The 22887-nt window shown below is 68.6% G+C and carries 16 protein-coding genes and 2 riboswitches; of the genes, 9 read left to right on the top strand and 7 right to left on the bottom strand.

The window, feature by feature from the left end; all coding sequences use genetic code 11:
- The first annotated feature begins 3 nt into the window (after window positions 1–3).
- The 4 genes from recC to BST15_RS03040 all read left to right on the top strand — a co-directional run bounded on the left by recC (window position 4) and on the right by BST15_RS03040 (window position 9437).
- Complete coding sequence (gene recC, locus BST15_RS03055; protein ID WP_046187885.1) at window positions 4–3303, top strand: exodeoxyribonuclease V subunit gamma; 3300 nt, start codon at window positions 4–6, stop codon at window positions 3301–3303.
- On the top strand, window positions 3303–6605 hold the full coding sequence (gene recB, locus BST15_RS03050) for an exodeoxyribonuclease V subunit beta (protein ID WP_046187884.1): 3303 nt from the start codon (window positions 3303–3305) through the stop codon (window positions 6603–6605). The genes recC and recB overlap by 1 nt, the downstream gene beginning before the upstream one ends.
- Window positions 6602–8341, top strand: a complete 1740-nt coding sequence (gene recD / locus BST15_RS03045; RefSeq protein WP_046187853.1) for an exodeoxyribonuclease V subunit alpha — start codon at window positions 6602–6604, stop codon at window positions 8339–8341. Before recB ends, recD begins: the two co-directional genes overlap by 4 nt.
- 211 nt (window positions 8342–8552) lie before the next feature.
- Complete coding sequence (locus BST15_RS03040) at window positions 8553–9437, top strand: NYN domain-containing protein (RefSeq protein ID WP_109370673.1); 885 nt, start codon at window positions 8553–8555, stop codon at window positions 9435–9437.
- Between the two features lie 15 nt (window positions 9438–9452).
- On the opposite strand, the gene BST15_RS03035 is transcribed toward BST15_RS03040, so the two are convergent.
- Window positions 9453–11093 (bottom strand): peptide chain release factor 3, encoded by a 1641-nt coding sequence (locus tag BST15_RS03035; RefSeq protein WP_046187852.1) that lies wholly within the window; start codon window positions 11091–11093, stop codon window positions 9453–9455.
- 71 nt (window positions 11094–11164) lie between these two features.
- On the opposite strand from BST15_RS03035, the gene BST15_RS03030 reads away from it, so the two are divergent.
- Together BST15_RS03030 and BST15_RS03025 are read left to right on the top strand one after the other, a co-directional pair.
- Window positions 11165–12583: an SDR family oxidoreductase gene (locus BST15_RS03030; protein ID WP_046187851.1), complete on the top strand. Its 1419-nt coding sequence runs from the start codon at window positions 11165–11167 to the stop codon at window positions 12581–12583.
- A 23-nt stretch (window positions 12584–12606) separates the two neighbouring features.
- Window positions 12607–12993: a DoxX family protein gene (locus BST15_RS03025; RefSeq protein ID WP_046187850.1), complete on the top strand. Its 387-nt coding sequence runs from the start codon at window positions 12607–12609 to the stop codon at window positions 12991–12993.
- Here BST15_RS03025 and BST15_RS03020 read toward each other — a convergent pair.
- From BST15_RS03020 to BST15_RS23005, 3 genes are all read right to left on the bottom strand, one after another.
- Window positions 12990–13826 (bottom strand): SDR family NAD(P)-dependent oxidoreductase, encoded by an 837-nt coding sequence (locus tag BST15_RS03020; RefSeq protein ID WP_046187849.1) that lies wholly within the window; start codon window positions 13824–13826, stop codon window positions 12990–12992. The two genes, BST15_RS03025 and BST15_RS03020, sit on opposite strands and share 4 nt — an antisense overlap.
- Window positions 13827–13829: 3 nt before the next feature.
- Window positions 13830–14306, bottom strand: a complete 477-nt coding sequence (locus BST15_RS03015) for a nuclear transport factor 2 family protein (RefSeq protein WP_046187848.1) — start codon at window positions 14304–14306, stop codon at window positions 13830–13832.
- 90 nt (window positions 14307–14396) lie between these two features.
- The gene (locus tag BST15_RS23005) at window positions 14397–14531 is read right to left on the bottom strand and encodes a hypothetical protein (RefSeq protein ID WP_264002423.1); all 135 of its coding nucleotides are present in this window, start codon (window positions 14529–14531) and stop codon (window positions 14397–14399) included.
- Window positions 14532–14871: 340 nt separating this feature from the next.
- Here BST15_RS23005 and BST15_RS03010 point away from each other — a divergent pair, with 340 nt between their 5' ends.
- Window positions 14872–15240, top strand: a complete 369-nt coding sequence (locus tag BST15_RS03010; protein WP_046187847.1) for a hypothetical protein — start codon at window positions 14872–14874, stop codon at window positions 15238–15240.
- A gap of 44 nt (window positions 15241–15284) precedes the next feature.
- Complete coding sequence (locus BST15_RS03005) at window positions 15285–17822, top strand: SEC-C domain-containing protein (protein ID WP_083070805.1); 2538 nt, start codon at window positions 15285–15287, stop codon at window positions 17820–17822.
- 359 nt (window positions 17823–18181) lie between these two features.
- Here BST15_RS03005 and abc-f read toward each other — a convergent pair whose 3' ends face one another.
- Window positions 18182–19846 (bottom strand): ribosomal protection-like ABC-F family protein, encoded by a 1665-nt coding sequence (abc-f, locus tag BST15_RS03000; RefSeq protein WP_046187845.1) that lies wholly within the window; start codon window positions 19844–19846, stop codon window positions 18182–18184.
- A gap of 164 nt (window positions 19847–20010) precedes the next feature.
- Window positions 20011–20991, bottom strand: coding sequence for a metallophosphoesterase (locus BST15_RS02995; protein WP_046187844.1), 981 nt, complete (start codon window positions 20989–20991; stop codon window positions 20011–20013).
- 327 nt (window positions 20992–21318) lie between these two features.
- A riboswitch (SAM riboswitch) is annotated at window positions 21319–21430 on the bottom strand.
- A 171-nt stretch (window positions 21431–21601) separates the two neighbouring features.
- Here BST15_RS02995 and BST15_RS02990 point away from each other — a divergent pair.
- Window positions 21602–21904: a hypothetical protein gene (locus tag BST15_RS02990; protein ID WP_131701165.1), complete on the top strand. Its 303-nt coding sequence runs from the start codon at window positions 21602–21604 to the stop codon at window positions 21902–21904.
- 281 nt (window positions 21905–22185) lie between these two features.
- Here the strand turns inward: BST15_RS02990 and BST15_RS02985 are convergent, their stop codons facing one another.
- Window positions 22186–22428 carry a hypothetical protein gene (locus BST15_RS02985; protein WP_046187842.1) on the bottom strand — a complete coding sequence of 81 codons (243 nt, stop codon included), beginning with the start codon at window positions 22426–22428 and terminating at the stop codon, window positions 22186–22188.
- Between the two features lie 331 nt (window positions 22429–22759).
- A riboswitch (SAM riboswitch) is annotated at window positions 22760–22871 on the top strand.
- Window positions 22872–22887: the final 16 nt, after the last annotated feature.

Below are 22887 nucleotides of genomic sequence, written 5' to 3'. Positions count from 1 at the left end.
GCGATGGGCCTTCACCTGCACCGTGCCGAACGCACCGACACCCTGGTCGACGGGCTGGGCGCACTGTTGGCGACGCCCCCGTCCGACCCGTTCGACTCCGAGTTGGTGCTGGTTCCGGCCCGCGGCGTGGAGCGCTGGCTATCCCAGCGGCTGTCTCATGTCTTGGGTGCCGGTCCCGCGGGGGACGGAGTGTGTGCGGGGGTCGAGTTCCGCAACCCGGGATCGTTGCTCGCCGAGATCACCGGCGCCGGCCAGGACGACCCCTGGTCCCCGGATGCCCTGGCGTGGCCGCTGCTGGCGGTGATCGACGCGAGCCTGGATCAGCCCTGGTGCGCCACACTGGCAAAGCATGTGGGCCACGGCGACCCCAGCCCCGAGGGTGAGCTGCGCCGCGGCAGGCGCTATGCGGTGGCCCGCCGGCTGGCCGGATTGTTCGCCTCCTACGCCCGACAGCGGCCACAGCTGCTCATCGATTGGAGCGCCGGGAAGTCCACTGACGGTGCCACCGGGGTGCTGGCCGACGATCTGAGCTGGCAGCCACCGCTGTGGCGTGCGCTGGTGGCCGCGGTCGGGATCGATGCCCCGAGCATTCGGCACCGCGAGACCGTCACCCGCCTGCGCCAGGGGCCCGTCGAGACGCTGCCGGCCCGCCTGTCCCTGTTTGGGCACACCCGATTGGCGTGCACCGATATCGAGCTACTGGAAGCGCTGGCCACCCATCACGACCTGCACCTGTGGCTTCCGCACGCCTCCGACGAGCTGTGGCGCTCGCTCAACGACGTGCACGGCTGCGTTCCGCGCGCCGAAGACGAAACGCGGCGCCGCGCACACCATCCCCTGCTGCAGACCTTGGGCCGCGATCTGCGCGAGTTGCAGCGCGGCCTGCCCGCTGCGCCCGACACCGATGAATATCTCTGCGCCACAACCCGACCGGACACGCTCCTGGGTTGGTTGCAGTCCGATCTGAGCGCCAACGCGGTCCGGCCGCAGGGCCGCAGCCTCGCCGCGGCTGACCGCTCGGTGCAGGTGCACAGCTGCCACAGCCCGGCCCGGCAGGTCGACGTGCTGCGCGAAGTCCTGCTTGGGCTGCTGCACGACGATCCGACGCTGGAACCCCGCGACATCGTCGTCATGTGCCCCGATATCGAGACCTACGCGCCGTTGATCGTCGCCGACTTCGGGCTCGGCGAGCTGGCCGGTGACACCCACCCGGCGCACCGATTGCGGGTACAGCTGGCGGACCGGGCGTTGACCCAGACCAATCCGCTGCTGGCGGTGGCAGCCGAACTGTTGGAGATCGCCGGCAGCCGGGCCACCGCCACCGCCGTGCTCAACCTCGCACACAGCGACCCGGTCCGGGCACGGTTCGGCTTCACCGACAACGACCTGGCCCAGATCACCACCTGGGTGCGCACCGCCAACATCCGCTGGGGCTTTGATCCGCACACCCGCGAGCCCTACGGGCTGTCGCACATCGTCCACAACACATGGCGATTCGGCCTGGACCGCATCCTGACCGGGGTGGCGATGTCCGACGATTCGCAGGCCTGGCTCGATACCGCGCTACCGCTGGACGACGTGGGCAGCAGTCAGGTGGAACTGGCCGGCAAGCTGGCCGAGTTCGTCGCACGGTTGCAGTCGACGGTCGACAGGCTCGAGGGCACCCGCCCGCTGGCGCAGTGGATCACCGCGCTGCGCGACGGGGTCGCCGAACTGGCCGACGCCGGCACGGACGCCTGGCAGAGCGCACATCTGCAGCGGGAGTTGTCGCAGGTGCTCGACGACGCCGCGGACCGCAGTGACACCGCGCTGCGGCTGCCCGATGTGCGCATACTGCTGGACGGACACCTGGCGGGGCGCCCGACTCGGGCCAACTTCCGCACCGGAACGCTGACGGTGTGCACCATGGTGCCGATGCGGTCGGTGCCGCACCGGGTGGTGTGCCTGCTGGGCGTGGATGACGGAGTGTTCCCCCGGCTGGACCTGCCCGACGGCGACGACGTGCTGGCACGACGGCCGATGACCGGGGAACGTGACATCCGTTCCGAGGACCGGCAATTGCTGCTGGATGCGATCACCGCGGCCACCGACAAGCTGGTGATCACCTACACCGGCGCCGACGAACACAGCGGCCACCCCCGCCCGCCCGCCGTCCCCCTGGCCGAGCTGATCGACGCCCTGGATCAGACCACGCCGCAGCCGGTACGCCAGCGACTTGTCGTGGAGCATCCCCTGCAGCCGTTCGACGTCAGATGCGTCGAACCCGGCCGGCTGATCCCCGATGTGCCGTTCACCTTCGACCCGACCGTGCCGCTGGCCGCCAGGACCGCCGCCGGAACCCGTCACGACGCGCAACGGTTCATCACCGAGCCGCTGCCCGCACCGCCGTCGGGAGACGTCGCGCTCGTGGATCTGCTGAAGTTCTTCAAGGACCCGGTCAAGGGCTTTTTCAGCGCGCTGAACTACACGCTGCCGTGGGAGGTCGACGAGGTCGAAGACGGTATGCCCGTCGAGATCGATGCCCTGGGCGAGTGGGCGGTCGGCAATCGCATGCTGCACGACATACTGCGGGGAACCGACCCCGCCAACGCTATCGCCGCCGAGTGGCGGCGCGGCAGCCTGCCCCCCGGGCAGCTGGGTTGGCGCACCGCCAAACAGATCCGGGACCGCGTGGTGAACCTGGCCGCCGCCGCGCTCGAACATCGCCACGGTCCTGCGGCGACCTACGACATCGATCTGGACCTCGGGGGCGGGCGCCGGCTGACCGGCACCGTCACCCCGGTGTTCGACATCACCACGGTGTCGGTCAACTATTCCAAGCTGCGCGACACCCACTTATTGCAGGCGTGGATCCCGCTGGTGGCGCTGGCCGCCCAACGGCCCGACGTCGAGTGGACCGCTCGCTGCATCGGCCGGGCCCGCGACGGCGAGCGCGTCCTGCAGCGGGTCCTGGGCTCCCCGCCCCATCCGATCGAGACGTTGCGGGAGCTGTTGTGGCTCTATGACATCGGGCGTTGCGAACCGCTACCGCTGCCGATCAAGACATCGTTCGCATGGGCAGAGAAGCGCCACGCTCGGCGGGACCCGGTCGGGTATGCCAGCAGCAAGTGGACCACCCAGCGCTATCCCGGTGAGGACGCCGAACCCGCGAGTGTGCGGGTCTGGGGCCCGCGGGCGCCGTTCGACGTGCTGGTGGGTCCGCCGCGGCCCGGCGAGGAGGTCGACGGAGAGGACACCCGGCTGGGTGCACTGGCGGCCAGGCTGTGGCTGCCGCTGCTGCGCGCGGAGAGGCGGGGACGCTGATGGAACGCTTCGATCTGCTGGGCCCGCTGCCGGCCCGCGGCACCACCACGGTGCTGGAGGCCAGCGCCGGCACCGGTAAGACGTTCACCCTGGCCGGGCTGGTGACCCGTTATCTGGCCGAGGGGCACGCCACGCTGGACGAGATGCTGCTGATCACCTTCAGTCGCGCCGCCACCCGGGAGCTGCGAGACCGTGTGCGCCGCCATCTGGTGGAGACCGTGGCCGCCCTCGACGGCAGCCGCGCGCCGGAACCCAACGAACTTGTCGCGCACCTGTGCAGCGGCAGTGTGCAGGAGCGGGAGGCGCGCCGTCGCCGGCTGCGTGATGCGTTGGCCGGCTTCGACGCCGCGACCATCGCCACCACTCACCAGTTCTGTCATCTGGTGCTGAAGTCACTGGGCATTGCCGGTGACACCGGTGCGGGAGTGGAGTTGGTCGACAGTCTGGACGACCTGGTCACCAGTGTCGTCGACGACCTGTACCTGGCGAAGTTCGGCACGCAACGCGACGAGGTGGCGCTGAGCTACGCCGATGCGCTCAAACTCGCGCGGGTGGTGGTCTCGGACCCGTATGCCCAACTGCGCCCGCAACATCCCGAGCCCGGAACGGTGGCCGAGGTGCGGCTGCGGTTCGTCGACGCGGTCTGCGCCGAATTGGAGCTGCGCAAGCGCCGGCTCGGGGTGCTGGGGTATGACGACCTGCTTCGCCGGCTGGCCGGTGCGCTGGAACCCGAAGAGTCACCGGCCCGCGAAAGGATGCGGCAGCGCTGGCCGATCGTGATGGTGGACGAGTTCCAGGACACCGATCCGATTCAGTGGCAGGTGATCGAACGCGGCTTCGTCGGCCATTCGGCGGTGGTGCTGATCGGCGACCCCAAGCAAGCCATCTACGGGTTCCGCGGCGGCGACATCCATACCTATCTGCAGGCGGCCCGCACCGCTGGGCAGCAGCGCACCCTGGCGGTGAACTGGCGCAGCGACTCGGCGCTGGTTCATGCACTGCAGACGGTGATGGGCGGCGCGGCGCTGGGGGATCCGCAGATCGTGGTTCACGACGTCGAGGCCGCGGTCAGCGGGTCCCGGCTGGCGGGCGCTCCGAGCGGCGCGCCGCTGCGACTTCGGGTGGTGGGCCGCGCGGCTTTCGGCGTGGGCGCGGACCGTGCGGTCCCGATGCCTAAGCTGCGACGCCATATCCCCGAGGACCTGGCCGCCGACGTCGCCGCCTTGTGGGCCAGCGGCGCCACGTTCGACGGCAGAGTGATCGGCCCCGGCGACGTGGCGGTGATCGTCGAAAACAGCAAGGACGCGGCGGCATGCCAGGAAGCGTTGCTGCGAGCCGGGATTCCGGCGGTGTTCACCGGCGACGCCGATGTGTTCTCCTCGGCAGCTGCCGCCGACTGGTTGTGTCTGCTGGAAGCGTTCGAGGCGACCCACCGTGGCGGTCTGGTGCGGGCCGCCGCGGCGACGGTGTTCTTCGGCCATAGCGCCGCCGCACTGGCCAACGGTGGTGACGCATTGACCGACAAGGTGGCCTCGACGCTGCGGGACTGGGCCGATGAGCTGCGGATGCACGGTCCGGCGGCGGTATTCGAGGCGGCGCAGCTCGCTGGCCTCAAGTGGCGGCTGCTGGGCGAGTACGGCGGCGAACGCACCCTGACCGATCTGGCCCATGTGGCACAGCTGCTGCATGAGGCGGCGCACCGCGACCGGCTGGGCCTGCCGGCGTTGCGGGAATGGTTGCGCCGCCAATGCACGGAGAGAAACGGCGGCGGGCAACATAATCGCCGGCTGGACTCCGATGCCGCCGCCGTGCAGATCCTGACGGTGTGGGGCTCCAAGGGTTTGCAGTTCCCTATCGTGTACCTGCCGTTCGCCTTCAACCGGCACATGTTCGATGAGGCCGTCCCGCTGTACCACGAAGCCGGTGTGCGGTGCCGGAACGTCGGCGGCCCGGACAGCGCCGACCACACCGACGTGCAACGCCTCAGCCTGGCCGAGGCCGCCCGCAACGACATTCGGCTCGCCTACGTGGCATTGACCCGCGCGCAGTCGCAGGTGGTGGCGTGGTGGTCGGCGTCCTATGACGAGCCCAACGGCGGCCTGTCCCGGCTGCTGCGGGGCCGGCGCCGCGGCGAGGCGCCGGTGCCGGATCGCTGCGAACCCAAGCCCTCCGACGAGCAGGCACTGACCTGTTTTCGGGAGTGGGAGGCCGCCGGCGGTCTGGTCATTGAGGATTCGGTGATCCCCGCGCTGGCCCCCGTCACCCCGGCGCAGGCGCCAGAGGACTTGGCGGCGCGGCATTTTCACCGGCACATCGATACCGGGTGGCGGCGTACTTCGTACTCGGGGCTGATCCGACATGCCTCAGAGAACGCCGCGGACGCAGCAGGCGCGGCGTCCGGGGTACACAGCGAGCCGGAGTTGGCCACCCGCGACGACGAGGCCGACGACGTGCCCGTGCCGGTCGCGGCGCCGCCGGACGGAGCGGACCTGCTCTCGCCGATGGCCGAGTTGCCCGCGGGAGCGGCGTTCGGGTCTCTGGTGCATGCCGCGTTGGAGACCGCCGATCCGTTCGCCGCCGACCTGGCGGCCGAGCTGGAAGCCCAGGTGCGTCTGCACGCCGCGTGGTGGTCGGTGGACGCCGAGCCTGCCGCGTTGGCCGCGGCGCTGGTGCCCATGCACCACACGCCGCTGGGACCGCTGGCCGACGGGCTAACACTGCGCCAGATCGGGGTGCGAGACCGTTTGCGGGAGCTCGATTTCGAGATCCCCCTTGCCGGCGGGGATGTCCGGGGCGTGGCACCGGACGTGCGGCTGGCCGAAGTCGGTGCGCTGCTGCGCGAGCACCTGCCCGCCGACGATCCGTTCGCGCCGTACGCCGACCGGTTGTCCACCGAGGCACTGGGCGGCCAACCGCTGCGCGGATATCTGTCCGGGTCGATCGATGTGGTGCTGCGCGTACCCGAGAAGCGTTTCCTGGTGGTCGACTACAAGACCAACCGGCTCGGTGACACCGCCGCCGACTACGGCTTCGACCGGCTCACCGCCGCCATGCTGCACTCGGACTATCCCCTGCAGGCACTGCTGTATACCGCGGTGCTGCATCGCTTCCTGCGGTGGCGGCTGCCCGACTATGACCCCGATCAGCACTTGGGCGGTGTGCTGTATCTGTTCGTGCGTGGCATGTGCGGGCCGGACACTCCCGTCATCGACGGGCATCGCGCCGGGGTGTTCGACTGGCGACCACCGACCGCACTGGTGGTGGCGTTGTCGGACCTGTTGCATGCGAGGCGGGCGGCATGAGCGAACTGCTGGAGTGGCGGGTTGCCTGTGGTGCCACTGGACTGTTGCGGGACTTCAATCAGGCCGGCGTACTCGATGCCGCCGATGTGCATGCCGCCCAACGCATCACCGCCTTGGGCGGTGAGACCGACGAGACGGTGGGTTTGGCGCTGGCGCTGACGGTGCGCGCACTGCGGCATGGGTCGGTGTGCCTGGATCTGGCGTCGGTGGCCGCCGACACCGACGCCGTGGAGGTGCCCTGGCCGGAGCCGGGGGCTTGGCTGGCGGCGGTGCAGACCAGCCGGCTGGTGCAGGCCCAGGTGCTGCGGCTCTACGACGGTCGACTGCTCTACCTCGACCGGTATTGGCGCGAGGAGGAGCAGGTCTGCACGGATCTACTGGCCTTGTCGGCGCCCGGCACGGCACCGGCGCAGCTGCCTGCCTTTGACCGACTGTTTCCACCCGGCAGGTTCGATGAGCAGCGGGCGGCCGCCGAAATCGCGGTGTCGCAGCCGGTGACGGTGCTCACCGGTGGCCCGGGGACCGGCAAGACGACCACGGTGGCACGGCTGTTGGCACTGTTGGCCGAGCACGCCGAACGCTCGGGCATGCCCGGGCTGCGGATCGCGTTGGCCGCACCCACCGGTAAGGCCGCGGCCCGGCTGACCGAGGCGGTCGCCGCGGAGGTTGCCGAGCTGGACCCGGTGGATCGGGCACGGCTCGCCGGCCTGGGTGCGACAACGCTGCACACGCTGCTGGGTTCGCGGCCGGACACCTCGGTGCGGTTCCGCCACGATCGGGCCAACCGGCTGCCCCATGATGTGATCGTCGTCGATGAGACGTCGATGGTGTCGCTGACGCTGATGGCCCGGCTGCTGGAGGCCATGCGTCCCGATGCCCGGCTGATCCTGGTGGGCGACGCCGACCAGCTGGCGTCGGTGGAAGCCGGTGCGGTGTTGGCCGATCTGGTGGAGGGCCTGGAGGGGCGGCCGGACACCCGGGTGGCGACGCTGCAGACGTCGCACCGATTCGGCGAGTCGATCGGTGCGCTGGCGGTGGCGATCCGCGACGGCGACGCCGACACGGCGATCGCACTGCTGGCCGCCGGCGGCGACCATGTCGAATGGATCGACACCGACCATGCGGTGGACGTGGCCGATCGGTTGGCGGCCGTAGTGGTGCCCCACGCGTTGGCCGTGCGCCAGGCCGCCCTGTTAGGCGATGTCACCGCGGCGGCAGCAGCACTCGACGAGCACCGGTTGTTGTGTGCACACCGGGAGGGGCTGCACGGAGTGCGGCACTGGAACCAGCAGATCCGTCGGCTGGTGGCTGAGCAGACCGGTGATCCGATGTGGACCGAGTGGTATGCGGGGCGGCCCTTGCTGGTGACCGTGAACGACTACGGGCTCGGGCTGCGCAATGGCGATACCGGGGCGGTGGTGGTGCGCAACGAGGGGCTGCGGGCGGTGATCTCGACGGCGTCGGGGCCGCTGGAGTTCGCCACCAGCCGCCTGGCCGAGGTGGAGACCATGTATGCGATGACGATCCACAAGAGCCAGGGCAGCCAGGCCGGTGAGGTGACGGTGTTGATGCCGCCCGTCGAGTCGCGGCTGTTGACCCGGGAGCTGTTCTACACGGCGGTGACCCGGGCGAAGTCCAAGGTGCGCGTGATCGGGTCGGAGGCGTCGGTGCGCGCGGCGCTGGATCGCCGGGTGGTGCGGGCGTCCGGGCTGGCGCTGCGCCTGCGGCAGGCGTGAGGACCCCGAGCTGGATTCCGGGCTGATAGCGCGCTGGCGCCGGGCCGATTCGGCGTGTCGTCGGGCCGACCCATGCGAAGAATTGCCCGCCTCTGAGCGACAACTCGTACCCACGCCGCGTCCCGAGCGCCGTTGTCGCTCAAAGGTGGGCATTTCCCCCATAACCTCCGGGCCATTAGGGATGAGGCTGGTGGTGCGCCACACTGGACCGATGACAGAAACCGGTAATACCCGGGTCGCGGTCTACCTCGACTTCGACAACATCGTGATCTCCCGCTATGACCAGGTCAACGGTCGGAGCTCATTTCAGAAGGACAAGTCCAAGGGCCTGTCCAAGAACCCGGACCGGCTGTCCCGGGCCACCGTCGACGTCGGAGCGATCATCGATTTCGCGGCGTCGTTCGGGACGCTGGTGCTCACCCGCGCTTACGCCGACTGGTCGGCGGAGGTCAACACCGGTTACCGTCAGCAACTGGTAGGGCGCGCAGTGGATCTGGTGCAGCTGTTCCCTGCCGCCGCCTACGGCAAGAACGGTGCCGACATCCGGCTGGCCGTCGATGCGGTCGAGGACATGTTCCGGCTGCCGGACCTGACCCACGTGGTGATCGTGGCCGGCGACTCCGACTACATCCCGCTGGCGCAGCGCTGTAAACGCTTGGGCCGCTATGTCGTCGGGATCGGCGTGGCCGGATCGACCAGCCGCGCACTGGCGGCCGCCTGCGATGACTTCGTGAGCTATGACGCGCTGCCCGGCGTACCGGTGTTCAAACCCGCGCCGGCCACCCCGGAGGCCGAGACCGAGGCCGAGCCGAAGCGGCGCTCGCGACAGGCCAAAGAGGAGCCCGAAGAGGTTCAGCCGGATCCGCAGGACACCGCCACCGCCCTGCTCATCCGCGCGCTGCAGATCGGCTTGGAGAAGGACGACGTCGAGTGGCTGCACAACTCGTCGGTCAAGGCTCAGATGAAGCGAATGGATCCATCTTTCAGCGAAAAAGCGTTGGGCTACAAGTCCTTCAGTGACTTCCTGCGATCCTACTCGGACCTCGTGGAGCTCGATGAGAGCTCGACGACGCGGCTGGTACGCCTCCGGAGCTGACCCGGCGCCCCCGCGTCAGCTCTCCGCGGCCACCAGCGACCGCAGCTGCACGTCGGGATTGTCGCGCTGGAAACCCTGCAGGCGCCAGGCGTTGGAGAACAACACCAGGTGCACGCCATCGGTGCGGGTCATGACCTCCGCCAGCGACTGCTTGCTGACGAAGTCGACGTCAGCGTCGTCCACGATCCGCGCGACCTGATAGGGCAACGGCTCCAGCGTGATCGGCGCCCCCATCTCACGGGCCATCCGGTGGGCGGCCACCTCGAACTGCATGGGGCCGACCGCGGCCAGTACCGGGGCCTGCTCGCCGCGGCGATCGGAGACCAGCACCTGCACCACGCCCTCCTGATCCAACTGCTCGATGCCGCGGCGGAACTGCTTGTGCTTGCTGGGATCGACGTTGCGCGCCACGGAGAAATGCTCCGGGGAGAAGCTCGGAATCGGCGGATACTGCACCGGCACATCGCAATACAGTGTGTCGCCAGGGCGCAGGGCGGCGGCGTTGGCCAGCCCGATCACGTCACCGGGCCAGGCGGTGTCCAACGTGGAGCGCTGCTGGCCGAACACCGACTGGGCGTACTTGGTGACGAACGGCTTGCCGGTCGCGGCGTGGGTGAGCACGTCGCCGCGTTCGAAGGTGCCTGAATACACCCGCGCGAATGCGATCCGGTCGCGGTGGGCGGAGTCCATGCCGGCCTGCACCTTGAACACGAACGCGCTGAACGGTGCGTCGGTGGCGCGTCGGCCGCCGTCGACGTCGAGCGCACCGTTGGGCGCCGGCGCCAGCTCGGTGAGCACATCGAGCAGCTGGTTCACCCCGAAGTTCAGCGCCGCCGAGGTGAACAGCACCGGGGTGGCCGAGCAGTCCAGGAACGCGTCGCGGTCGAAGTCGGATCCATCGGCGGACAGCAGCTCGCACTCTTCGACCGCGGTGTCCCAGTCCGCCCCGGCCGCGGCGTGGGCGTCGGCTGCGGCGATGTGCTCCTCGGGGGCGGCGGTGGCCCCGCCGGCGGTCCGGGTGAACCGGATGAAGTTTCCCGAGCGGCGGTCCAGCACCCCGTCGAACTCTCCGGCGATGCCGACCGGCCAGGTCAGCGGTGTGGGGCGCAATCCGATCCGGTCGGCGATCTCGTCCATCAGCTCCAGCGCGTGCCGGCCGGGGCGGTCCCACTTGTTGATCACGGTGATGATCGGGATCCGCCGGTGCCGGCACACCTGGAAGAGCTTGAGGGTCTGCGGTTCCAGACCCTTGGCGGCGTCGATGAGCATGACCGCCGAGTCGACGGCGGTCAGCACCCGGTAGGTGTCTTCGGAGAAGTCGGCGTGACCGGGGGTGTCGAGCAGGTTGATGACGCAGTCCTGGCCCTTGGCCGTGCGGTACGGGAACTGCAGCGCGGTGGAGGTGATGGAGATGCCGCGGGCCTTCTCCATCTCCATCCAGTCCGACACCGTGGCCCGTCGGCCGGACTTGCCGTGCACCGCGCCGGCCTCGGTGATGGCCCTGGCGTGCAGCACCAGCGCCTCGGTCAACGTGGATTTGCCGGCGTCGGGATGGCTGATGACAGCGAAGGTTCTGCGGCGGGCCGCCTCGGCGGAGATCCGGCCGCTGTGCGGCGCGGTAGCCACCGCCGGCGAGTCCAGGGCGTTATCGGTCATTGCGTCGCTGAGTGTATGGGCGATCTGGAGCAATTCAATAATCGGGCACCAGGCCCGATACCCTTCCAGACGTGACCGCGATCGACTCCGAAAGGCTCGCCACCTGCTTGCAGGTGCTGGCCGAGATCGATGCACTGCCGCCCGAGCACCCCGACGCCGTGGCGGTGCGACGGGCCACCGCACGCATGTTCAAAGCGGTCAAGAAGGCCCGCCGCAGCGCCAAACGCGATGCGGTGGCCACCGCCGACAAGGCCGTGATCGCCGCCACCGCCACCGGTGCGCCGGGGCGCATCGACGACGAGACGCAGGGCATCCCGCTGGTGTCTGCGGCCGTCGGGGCCTCGGCGGGCACGCTGCTGCGCTCGCGGGCCTGCTACATCTGCAAGACGCACTACACGCAGGTCGACGCGTTTTATCACCAGCTCTGCCCGGACTGCGCCACGATGAGCCGGGCCAAGCGTGATGCCCGCACCGACCTGACCGGCCGTCGTGCCCTGCTCACCGGCGGGCGCGCCAAGATCGGCATGTACATCGCGCTGCGCCTGCTGCGCGACGGTGCGCACACCACCATCACCACCCGTTTCCCCAACGATGCGGTGCGCCGTTTCGCCGCGATGCCCGACAGCGCCGACTGGCTGCACCGACTGCAGGTGGTGGGTATCGACCTGCGTGATCCGGCCCAGGTGGTGGCGCTGGCCGACACGGTGGCCGCCCAGGGACCGTTGGACATCCTGATCAACAACGCGGCGCAGACGGTGCGGCGCGCCCCTGGGTCGTATGCGGCCCTGGTGCAGGCCGAACGCACCCCCGCCAACGAACTGGTCGACGTCATCACCTTCGACCACGTCAGCGACGCCCATCCCGCGGCGCTGGCAGGCAGCCTCGCCGCGCACCAGGAGCCGCACGCGCTGACCGAGCTGGCCCTGACCGCGCGCAGCGCCTCCCCCGAGCGGATCGCCGCCGGCACCGCGATCGACGCCGGCGGGTTGTTGCCCGACACCGCCTCGGTGAACAGCTGGACCCAGCGGGTGCACGAGGTCGACGCCTTGGAGTTGCTCGAGGTGCAGCTGTGCAATCAGACCGCCCCGTTCATCCTGGTGAGCCGGCTGCGCCCGGCGATGGCGGCGGCGACGGCCCGCCGTAAGTACGTCGTCAACGTCTCGGCGATGGAGGGCCAGTTCAGCCGCCGATACAAGGGCCCGGGCCATCCGCACACCAACATGGCCAAGGCCGCCCTGAACATGCTGACCCGCACCAGTGCGGCCGAGATGCTGGAGAGCGATGGCATCTTGATGACCGCGGTGGACACCGGCTGGATCACCGACGAACGCCCGCACCCCACCAAGTTGCGCCTGGCGGAAGAGGGTTTCCACGCCCCGTTGGATCTGGTCGACGGTGCCGCGCGGGTCTATGACCCGATCGTGCGCGGGGAGGCCGGCGAGGACCTTTACGGGTGCTTCCTCAAGGATTACGTCCCCAGTAACTGGTAGCCGCCGCGGCTACACTCGGGGCCGTGACGACCACCACAGCGCAAGAGCGCTCCGCGATCACCCGTGCTCGCTGGCTCGCCGGCATGCTGCTCGGTGTCGGGACCGCCCATTTCGCCTGGCCCAAGCCGTTCGACAGCATCATTCCGGCCGAGCTGCCCGGCAGCGCCCGGTTCTACACCTATGCCTCCGGGGTCGCCGAGGTGGTGATCGGGGCGCTGCTGCTGGTGCCCCGCACCCGCCGGCGGGCTGCACTGGCCGCGGCCGCGCTGTTCGTCGCGGTGTACCCGGGCAATCTCAACAGCGTCCGGCTGTTCTGGGACAAGCCGTGGTTGCGGGCGGCGACCATCGCTCGTCTGCCGTTGCAGATTCCGATGGTCACCGCGGCGCTGCGGGTGTGGCGCCACGGCTAATACAGCGGGCCGCCGCCGAACAGGCTCCGGTGCGAGTCGGGCTGGTTGCCGTCCAGGTCGGTGATGCCGTAGTCCAGCGCGATCTCGGCGGTGATCAGGGTGTGCCCGTTGCGGGCGGCCAGGTGGGGGTCCTGCGCCAGGGCCGCGATGACGCGGCCGATGAACTCCGGCGTTTCGGCGTTGGCCAGCGGGAAGCCTTGGAAGTTGTCCAGGCCACGATCCATGAAGCCCCGCATCACTTCGTTTTTCACCAGGCCAGGCCACAGCGACACCGCGCTCACTCCGGTTCCGGCGAGCTCCACGGCCATGTCGGCGGCCATCTTGTCCAGCCCGGCTTTGGACATGCCGTAGAGCACCGAGTGCAGGTGCCCGCGGGCGCCGAAGGAGGAGATGTTGGCAATAAGGCCCGCCCCGCGCGGGACCATCAGTTGTGCGGCGTGCACCGAGGCCACGTAGTGGGCGCGCAGGCCCACCCCGATCAGGGTGTCCCAGTCCGAGAGCGGGCGTTGCCAGAACTTCTCGGTGAATCCGGCGAAGCCCTTGGGCGCGGCCCACACGTTGTTGACCAGCAGATCCAGCCGGCCGCCCTGTTCGCCTGCGATGCGGGAGAACAGCGTCGCGATCTGCGCGTCGTCGCGGTGATCGCACTGCACGGCGATGCCGCGCCCACCGCGCTGCGTGACCTCGCGGGCCGTCTCATCCAGTGGCCCGTCGGCGCCGACAGCACCGCGGGCGGTGACGTAGACGGTCCAGCCGTGTGAGCCCAGGGCCAGCGCGACGCCCTTGCCGACGCTGCGGCTGGCGCCGGTGACCAAGGCGATCGGCGTACTCATGGCCTAAACCTCCACAATCGCGTCGTCGCCGAGGGGCCGGGTGATCGCCCAGAGCTGGCGGAAGTGGCTGCGGGCGATCTTCCAGGCCCCGTCCTCGATCAGGTAGCCGTCGTCGTACTCGCCGGTGAGCAGGCGTTCGGTGCGCTCGATCATGTTGAGCTGACGGAACTTCAGCGTCCAGCGGCCGGTGGCCGTGCCGGGGCCGGTGACGGTGATGTCGGGATGCATGCCGTGGTGCATGTCCAAGATCGCCGGTCTGCCATCCACGGTGTGCAGCGCGATCCGGGTGAACACCGCGGCGATCTTGTCGGCGTCGTCAAAACCGCCCAACGGGCCGTAGTTGATGTCGGCGCCGTGGGCGATGAAGCAGGCCCGAAAGGTTGCGGGATCCTTGGCGTCGCAGGCGCGGAAGTAGCGGTGCTTGAGGGCTTTGATCGCCTCGATGTGTTCGAGCGCGGCCAGCCGCTCCTCGGGGGTCATCGCTCGACGATAGTTGCCGGCACCCGGCGCCACGGTAGGGGCACTCGGGTGCGCGATTCGGCGGCTCGGTTAAGGCCGCTCAGGGGTAATTCAGCAGATTTGGCCGGCGAAGAAGGCCGCCGACACCAGACCGACGCACAGCGCCACGGTGGCGTGACCCATCATGCCGGCGGCTGTGGTCGCGGTGGCTGCCGTGACGCCCAAGCCAGTCAAGAAAGCGGTCATTGCATCGGCTCCTGTGGTCTACATCACATCAGAGTTTCTAACGTGGTCTACACCACATCATATCTCTAAGGAAAATGCCAGCGCCATCCCACTCGCCGGAAAGGCGGCCGGATTCCTTCGATGGCGAAGCCGGCTTCGTCGAAGATGGCAATCAGTCCGGTTCAACGTCCTGCCGCTGCGGCGGCAAGTGGCCGTGGAACACCGGGACATCTCCTTTATGGGGGTCGACCGGCTCTCCGCGGGCAGCTTCAGTGCCGGCAGCTTGTCCCGGACGTGGCCGCCCTTGCGGCCTGTGGACGGACCGGCTTGCTCAAGTGCCGTCTCGACGTACGCTGCCTCCATGCCGCACGAGAACCTTGAGTCACGGGTCACCGCACTGGAGGTGCAGGTGGGAGACTTGCGCAGCCGGGTACGCGCCAGCGAACACGACGCCGCCGCAGCCCGGGTGCTCGCCGGCGGGGCGGACCGCGACGTCGGTGCAATCCGCGGCGAAATCCGCGACTTCCAGCAGGCCACCATCGGAAGCTTCAACGCGTTGCGGGCGGACATGGTCGACGGTTTTAGGCGGGTCGACGAGCAGTTCGCGCGGGTCGACAACGGCTTCGCCGAGATGCGCGCCAAGTTCGACATGACCGCGGCCGGGCAGCAGCGCATCGTGGAGTTGATTGAGACCGTCGTCGACGCGCAGGGCGACAACAGCTCCGTCTGACAGCACCGCCGCAAGCGACGTCCGCCGAACCTAAAATCATGCCCGTGACCGACACCTCCGACGCGTTACCAACGCTCGCAGCGATCCTGACCGAGCACGGCCCGCTCTCCGACGAGGACATCGTCGAGCGGCTAAGCGAAGCCGGGATCACCGATCCGGACGCCGTCGCCGACGAACTGCTCGACGAATACAGTTGCCCGGCCGCGGAATTGCCCGATGGACGCTGGGTGTGGTTGCCCTCACTGTTGGCCGGGCGGGTCTTCACCCACCGACTGACCACCGCAGAGATCACCCACGATCTGCTCAACGTCACCCCGGACCTGGATCCGATCACCGAACTGTGCAATTACGACGGCCTTCGGAACTTCGCCGATGGCGCACCGGCGACGATCGTGCTGCCGGATTACGACGAAGCGCTGCTGGCGCAGCGCGGCATCGCAGGCGAGTCGGTCGACGCGTCCGGTGCGCTGCTGCTGGAACCGGGCACCCTGGCGGGGTTGGGGGTGGCCGCGGGCGACCTGGTCGGACTGCGGTTGACCGACGACGGGATTGCACTGGAGCCGGTCACCGCGACGGCGGACCCGACGCTGGGCGCCCAGCTGGCCGCCCTGCTGGACGCCGACGCGCCCGCATACTTCGCCGCCGTAGTTTGGGCGCTGTGCGCCGATCACCCGTCGGCCTTCATCACCGCGCCGGCCCCGCTGAGCGAGATCGTCGACGAGCATGGACTGACCCGCCATGAGGAGCAGCTGGCACCCGCCGGGTTCGACTTCGCCCGTTGGGAGTTCGAGAACACTTGTGCCCGGCTGGCCGCACGCTACCGCCTGGACCCCGATGATGCGTTCGTGTTGACCACGCTGATCGAGGTGCATGGTCAGATGGCGCGGATGCTGGACATGGCCGCCGACGAAGGCGTTGCGCTTGACGGCTTGGCCGACGACGAGCCCGTCGGCGGACCGTTCGCCGATATCCTCGGCGAACTGGGTTCGGCACTGGCGGATCCGCTGCTGGCCGAGATCCTGATGGAGGAGACCACCCGCGACGGCCGGCACGGGGCCGCCGCGCTGGGCTTGTTCGCTGAGACGATGGAGCCGAAGGTACCGCGGGCGGCGCGGGTGGCGACCCGCTGGCTGCACGCGGTGGCGTACGAGCGGCTCGGCGACATCGACGGGTGCGAACGCGAGCTGCTGGCCGCCGAATCGATGAACCCGGACTGGCCACTGCCGTTGTTCGACCTGGCCCGAATCGCCTCCGACCGCGGTGACGCCGAAACCGGCCTGGGGCTGTTGCGTCGCGCCGGTGCTGACGCCGATCACCCGCTGGTGCACCTGCTGGAACGGCACCGCGCGCAACCGCGCACCGACGTCGGCCGCAACGAGCCGTGCTGGTGCGGATCGGGCCGCAAGTACAAGAAATGCCACCTGGGCAACGAGCAGCTCGCGCTGGCCGACCGGGTGGCTTGGCTGTACGCCAAGGCTCAGCAGCACGTCTTGCAGGGCGAGTGGCGCGACCTGGTGGCCGCGGTCGGCTACGAGCGGACCCGCTACAGCGAGGATCAGCCGGACGATCGGTTGGCCGAAGCCCTGGCCGATCCGCTCGCGATCGATGCGGTGCTGTTCGAGGGCGGGGCGTTCGAGGAATTCCTCGCGTTGCGCGGCGGGTTGCTGCCCGACGACGAGCGGGTGCTGGCCCAACAGTGGTTGGGAGTGGAGCGGTCAGTGTTCGACGTCGAGCAGGTCCGGCCCGGCCGCGGGCTCACGTTGCGGGACGTACGCACCGGCGAGGTGCACGAGGTCACCGAGCGCACCGCCAGCCGAATTCTGCAGCCCGGCCAGCTGATCTGCGCGCGGGTGGTGCCGACGGGCGAGGGCATGGAGTTCTTCGGCGGAGTCGAACCGGTCGCGCTGCACGAACGCGGCCCGCTCATCGAGCTGCTTGATACCGAGCCCGATCCGATGGAGCTGGTGGCGTTCCTGACTCGCCGGTTCGCCCCACCCGCGCTGGTCAACACCGAAGGCGACCCGATGGTGATCTGCGAAGCCCAGATTCGGGTCGGTGACCCGGTGGCGCTGGCCGCCGAGCTCGATGAGTGCTACGAGCGCACCGAGACCGATCCGCCTCAGTGGATCGAGTTCGTCACCACCGACGGCATGCAGCGGGTTCGGGCCACCCTGGCGCTCGACGGCGACACGGTGGCCGTGGACACCAACAGTGACGCGCGGATGGACCGGGTGCTGGTGGTGCTGCGCGGGATCGATCCAGCGCTGGAGATTCTCGACGAGACCCGCACCCCGATCGGCGACCTCAAGCAGGCTGCGGCGGTGACCGGCGACCACCCCGTTGCACGTGAGCCCGAAGACCCGGAGCTGCTCGCGTTCATGGAACAGGTGCTCCACGAATACGAGGAACGCTGGCTCGACGAGTCGATCCCGGCGCTGGGCGGGATCACCCCGCGCCAGGCCGCCGACGATCCGACCCGCCGCGGTGACCTGATCAGGCTGCTCAACAGCTTCCCGTCCGGGGCAGCGGCCGGGCGTGGGATGGACGCTGATCGGTTACGGGCGGCGCTGGGGTTGGTCTAGGAGCCTGCTACTCCCCGAGTTTCTCGGCCAGCGGGGCGTTCAGCTCCTTGACTGCGGCGCGGTTGCCGGCCCGCTTGCCGAGTGCCTTGCGGAGTCCATTCTCACCGGCCACTAGATTTCTGTCACGCCCCCGCGGAATATCGGTATCGAGAGCCGCGGGAAACCGGTACTAGATGCTGCGTGATATCGGGAGTCAATACCCTGAAAAGCCGGTATTCCCCGTCCCCGGGCGTCCGTCGACCGCCCGGTTCACTGCGGCCTCCATTCTCCAGCATCACCGGGTCCATCTGGACTGTCCCGGTAACGGAGCCCCCTGAGTTCGTGTGACACAGCATCCGGTGCCGCGGACCAACCCCTTCCTATAACTCCGTGACGCGCCCGTTCTCGACCCGCCAGGAGCGGTCCAGCCGGACGTTCTGCAACATCCGGCGGTCATGCGTCACCAGCAACAGCGCACCGTCGTAGGTTTCCAGTGCCTGTTCCAGCTGTTCGATCGCGGGAAGATCGAGATGGTTGGTCGGTTCGTCGAGGACCAGCACGTTCGTGCCGCAGGCCTGCAGCAACGCCAGACCGGCGCGGGTGCGCTCCCCGGGCGACAGGTCGTCCACCGCGCGCTCCACGTGGTCGGCGGTCAGCCCGAACTTCGCCAGCAGGGTCCGCACGTCCGCGGTCGACCAGTCCGGCACCCACTGCTCGAAGCGGTCAACAAGACGGTCGGTGCCAGTGAAGCCGGCGCGCGCCTGGTCGATTTCGCCGATGGCGACGTTGGCGCCCAGACTGGCCCGGCCCGCGTCGGGCTGCTGGCGGCCGAGCAGCAGGCGCAGCAAGGTCGATTTTCCCGCCCCGTTGGGGCCCACGATGCCGATCCGTTCGCCGGCATCCACCTGCAGCGACACCGGTCCGAGGACGAACTCGCCGTGCCGCACCACGGCAGCGTCGAGGGTCGCGACCACCGAGCTCGACCGTGGCGCAGCCCCGATGGTGAACTGCAGCGTCCATTCCTTGCGAGGTTCGGCGACCTCCTCCAGGCGAGCGATCCGGCTCTCCATCTGACGCACCTTCTGCGCCTGTTTCTCGCTGGACTCGGTGGCGGCGCGCCGGCGGATCTTGTCGTTGTCGGGGGACTTACGGATGGCGTTGCGGACGCCCTGGCTGGACCATTCCCGCTGCGTGCGGGCGCGTGACACCAGGTCGGCCTTCTTCTCGGCGAATTCCTCGTACTGTTCACGCCGGTGCCGGCGGTTGATCTCGCGTTCCTCGAGATAGCTGTCGTACCCGCCGCCGAAGACGGTCGTGGTGTTCTGCGCCAGATCCAATTCCAGGACACGAGTGACGCTGCGGGCCAGGAACTCCCGATCGTGGCTGACCAGCACCACTCCGCCGCGCAGATCCCGCACGAACTGCTCCAGCCGGGCCAGCCCGTCCAGGTCCAGGTCGTTGGTCGGCTCATCGAGCAGGACGATGTCGAACCGCGACAGCATCAGCGCGGCCAAGCCCACCCGGGCGGCCTGCCCACCCGAGAGCCCGGTCATCAGGGTCGTCTCGGGCTGTACGGTCTCGGCGTCCAGCCCGAGGTCGGCCAGCACCGCAGGCAACCGGTCATCGAGGTCGGCCGCGCCGGTGACCAACCAATGGTCCAGCGCGATCGAGTAGGCCTCGGCCGGATCGGTATGCGCGGGAGCCAGATCCGGATCCGCCAGGGCCGCGGCCGCGGCGTCCATCGCCTGCGAGGCCTGCGCGCAGCCGGTCCGGCGAGCGATATAGGCGCCCACGGTCTCCCCTGCCACCCGCTCGTGCTCCTGCGGCAGCCACCCGACAAAGGCGTCGGCCGGGGCGATGGTGACCGCGCCGTGCAGCGGCTCCAGATCGCCGGCCAGGATCCGCAACAGCGTGCTCTTGCCTGCGCCGTTGGCCCCCACGACGCCGATGACGTCGCCCGGAGCCACGGTCAGGTCAACGCCCTCGAACAGCGTGCGGTGCGCGAAGCCGCCGGCGACGTTCTTGGCGACGAGTGTTGCGGTCATCGGTCCATGGTCGCAGGGGCGGGGAGGGGGTGGGCGCGGCGAATACCTAGACGTAGCCGGTTCGACCGATCCCGGCGCCGACCATCAACCCAGGACAACGCACTGCCGCCGCGCCGGAAGGACATAGACAATTCCGAAATGGATATCGCCGACGCTCTCACCGGTCAGCGCAGTTGCTCATAGTTGTCGGGGTCGATCGTATCCTCCCCCGACCACCGGTAGGCGGTCAGCGGCCCGCCGTTGACGGCGCTGAAGTCGACGCACGCGGTGCGGCCGGTGAAGTCCTCCCCAGGGGTCGGTGACTCCTGCCGCCAGTAGTGACCGTAGAACACAGGGACCTCGCCGGTGTAGACGAACGGTCGGCCCCCGGGCGGCAGTACCGTCTCCGGCAGTGGCGGGTAGGGCTCGCCATCCGCGGTGGTGTAGCCGCTGCTCATCACAACGATGTCACTCAGGGTGCGCGCGTCGCTGTTCCACCAGCGGGTGCGGGCTTCCTCCCGAGTGTGGCCGTCCTTGTCCTGGTACGGGCGCAGGCCGTGCTTGACGAGGCTGATCTCCGAGCCCTTGAGCAGGTTTTCGATCGCGCCGTAGAGCTCGTGCGCCTTGTCGTGCGCCGCCACGAGATGCGCCGTATCTGCAAAAGGGGCGCTGGACCCGCAGTGCCGCTGCACCATATCCATCGATTCTTTATGCCAGCAGGCGTGGACGACGCGCAGTCCGTCTAGGTCCAGCCACAGCGGCAGGGTTGCGAACCAGTCGAGGTAGCGGCGCTGTTGGTGGTCGGTGAGCTGGTCCAGGAATGCCTGGTGCTGCTTGGTGTGCTTCGCGTTACGGGTTCGCAGGTACTTCCCGCTGCCGTCCGGATGCTCGTGATGGTAGCCCAGCGCGTTGAACTCGTGGTTGCCCATCACGATCTGGGCGCTGCCCGCATCGACCATGGCCTTGACCACCTGTAGCACTCGCAATTGGCCTGGGCCGCGGTCGATGAGGTCGCCAACGAACACCGCTTGCCGGCTCGGGTGGCGGTACTCCCCTGTGCCGTATGTGATCTCGTAGCCGAGCTTGGCCAGCAATGCCTCCAGCTCGTCGGCGCAGCCGTGGACGTCGCCGATGATGTCGTACCCTGCCACCGCGGAGTCAGTCATCCGATGTTCTCCTATCCCTCTGGGCCCTGAGGTGGGCGTATCTCCTACTGGTCTGTCCGCTGGTGTGGCCGGGCCACACTTCGCCGCAATCGCAATCCCATCGCTCCGGACTATCACGGGTCGGCGCGGGGTGCGGGTTGTGTCCGCGAAAACGGTGACGCCCAATCCAGTTCACGCCGTCGAAGCGATCGTTGTCGTCGCGCAGCTTCGCTAGGTGCTTATCGTCGCTAGTCGCTGGCCAATATCCGAATTCCGCCGCGGCATAACGCAACTTCGCCAGATCCAAGTCAGCCATCACACCACCGAGCTTTCGGGCCCCTGCTGGCAGAGGCGCTCTTGCCGGCACCGGCTGATGCAGGCCGCGTCGTCATCCGAGCCACCCACGAGCGTGGGGTTGGCGTGCCGCCCAGTCGGAGCTTGGCAACGGCATCTCATGACGCAACATCAGGATAGCGCCGAGCACTGACAGATCGTTGGGCTCGCAAAATCCCGCTAGCCTGTCGGCCGTCCCGGATACGGTGTGCGCAACAGGCAGCCGAGCCATTCAACTCGCTGCCCCACCGGCCGCGCTTCCCCCAGGGTGCGGCAGGAGAAGACGGGAGAAATAGCGATGTTGATGCGTCTTCGCCAACGGCTGCAGCAGGTCTGCCACATCCCGGCAGGTCGCACACGCTGGCCGCCGACCGAGAACGAAGGTTCGGTGAAGCATTACACCTACCGCGTTGAGTGGTCCCCGGAAGACGGCGAGTGGGTCGCATTGTGTGTGGAGTTCCCCTACTTGTCGTGGCTCGAGGCATCCCCCACTGAAGCGTTCGCCGGCATGTTGCGTCTGGTGGGCGACGTGATCGCCGATATGGAAGCCAGCGGCGAGGACCCGCCGCAGCCGCTGGCCGAGAGGGAACGGCCCATGTAGGCACATTTCGATGTCGGTCGCTACGGGTATCCCATCGGGCAGCGCCCTAATGTCGTTCTCCAGGCAATCGATTAAACATCCATACCCGCGCCCGTGTGCCGAATATGCCGAGGCAAAGGCGGCTGGCGCTCCCGCCCGGCATCCCCAAGTCCCGCTTGAACGTCGTCCGCCAGCTCTGCGCGTTGTTCGGCAGAGAATCCGACATCACCGCGTCCGCATCGGTAAGTTTGGCGGTGCGGTAACCGCGGATATTCATCGACGTTGCTCGGCGATGAAAGCCTCTAATCCGCCGATGACATCGGACTGATCGATTGCGTCGAGCCGGAGCGGTCGAGCAGGAATGCGAGCCAGATGAGATTCTGGTTGGACATGGTCGGTCCATTCGGGGTTATCGGGACGATTTGGCGCTTCGGCGCAGCTTGAATCGCATCGGCCCGGAAGATGCCGCCGACGGTAACGGCGTACCGACGTACCCATCCCCTGCCATCGACCGTGACGGTCAGGCGATCGGCGGGTACCGACAAGTCGCGGTCGACGCGAAGACCTCCATCAGGTCGAACAACTTCGGAGATCTGTTCGATTCGATTGTCGGCCTACGATATCCGGTGGCAATCAGATGCCAAATGGGACGGTTCACTGCTCGATCGGAAGCAGCGTTGGATCCGCTGCTCAGCGATCTGCGTCGGCGTGCGGCGCGGGTTTGTCAGTACCGGCGGCGGTACCGCGGCCCGGCAGTGCCCAAAGGCAGACTCGGTTCGTCGCCGGACAGGCCGAACGGTCCCTCGAAGGCGGCGCGAGTCGACCAAGTCGGTCATTACCCCACCCGTGTCGGTGCATCTGGTTATCCCGAAGCGACTTCATGAGTTGCCGTCGTCAAGCTCCGACTGGATGGCACGCCAACCCCACGCTCGTAGGTGGCTCGGATGACGAAGCGGCCTGCCCCAACCGGTGCGGGCAAGAGCGTCTCCCCTGCGGAGACCCGG

Source organism: Mycolicibacter arupensis, assembly GCF_002086515.1.
In the GTDB taxonomy this organism is placed as follows: Bacteria; Actinomycetota; Actinomycetes; order Mycobacteriales; family Mycobacteriaceae; genus Mycobacterium; species Mycobacterium arupense.
Note: the sequence above shows the minus strand (reverse complement) of the source record. Positions and strands in the feature narration are given on the sequence as shown.

Bases quoted from the DNA above. Each gene is read 5' to 3' on its own strand.
- recD (WP_046187853.1), top strand. From the start codon at position 6,602: ATGAGCGAACTGCTGGAGTGGCGGGTTGCCTGTGGTGCCACTGGACTG.
- BST15_RS02990 (WP_131701165.1), top strand. From the start codon at position 21,602: ATGTTGATGCGTCTTCGCCAACGGCTGCAGCAGGTCTGCCACATCCCG.
- recB (WP_046187884.1), top strand. From the start codon at position 3,303: ATGGAACGCTTCGATCTGCTGGGCCCGCTGCCGGCCCGCGGCACCACC.
- BST15_RS23005 (WP_264002423.1), bottom strand. From the start codon at position 14,531: ATGACCGCTTTCTTGACTGGCTTGGGCGTCACGGCAGCCACCGCGACC.
- BST15_RS02995 (WP_046187844.1), bottom strand. From the start codon at position 20,991: ATGACTGACTCCGCGGTGGCAGGGTACGACATCATCGGCGACGTCCAC.
- BST15_RS03035 (WP_046187852.1), bottom strand. From the start codon at position 11,093: ATGACCGATAACGCCCTGGACTCGCCGGCGGTGGCTACCGCGCCGCAC.
- BST15_RS03015 (WP_046187848.1), bottom strand. From the start codon at position 14,306: ATGACCCCCGAGGAGCGGCTGGCCGCGCTCGAACACATCGAGGCGATC.
- BST15_RS03020 (WP_046187849.1), bottom strand. From the start codon at position 13,826: ATGAGTACGCCGATCGCCTTGGTCACCGGCGCCAGCCGCAGCGTCGGC.
- abc-f (WP_046187845.1), bottom strand. From the start codon at position 19,846: ATGACCGCAACACTCGTCGCCAAGAACGTCGCCGGCGGCTTCGCGCAC.
- recC (WP_046187885.1), top strand. From the start codon at position 4: ATGGGCCTTCACCTGCACCGTGCCGAACGCACCGACACCCTGGTCGAC.
- BST15_RS03040 (WP_109370673.1), top strand. From the start codon at position 8,553: ATGACAGAAACCGGTAATACCCGGGTCGCGGTCTACCTCGACTTCGAC.
- BST15_RS03010 (WP_046187847.1), top strand. From the start codon at position 14,872: ATGCCGCACGAGAACCTTGAGTCACGGGTCACCGCACTGGAGGTGCAG.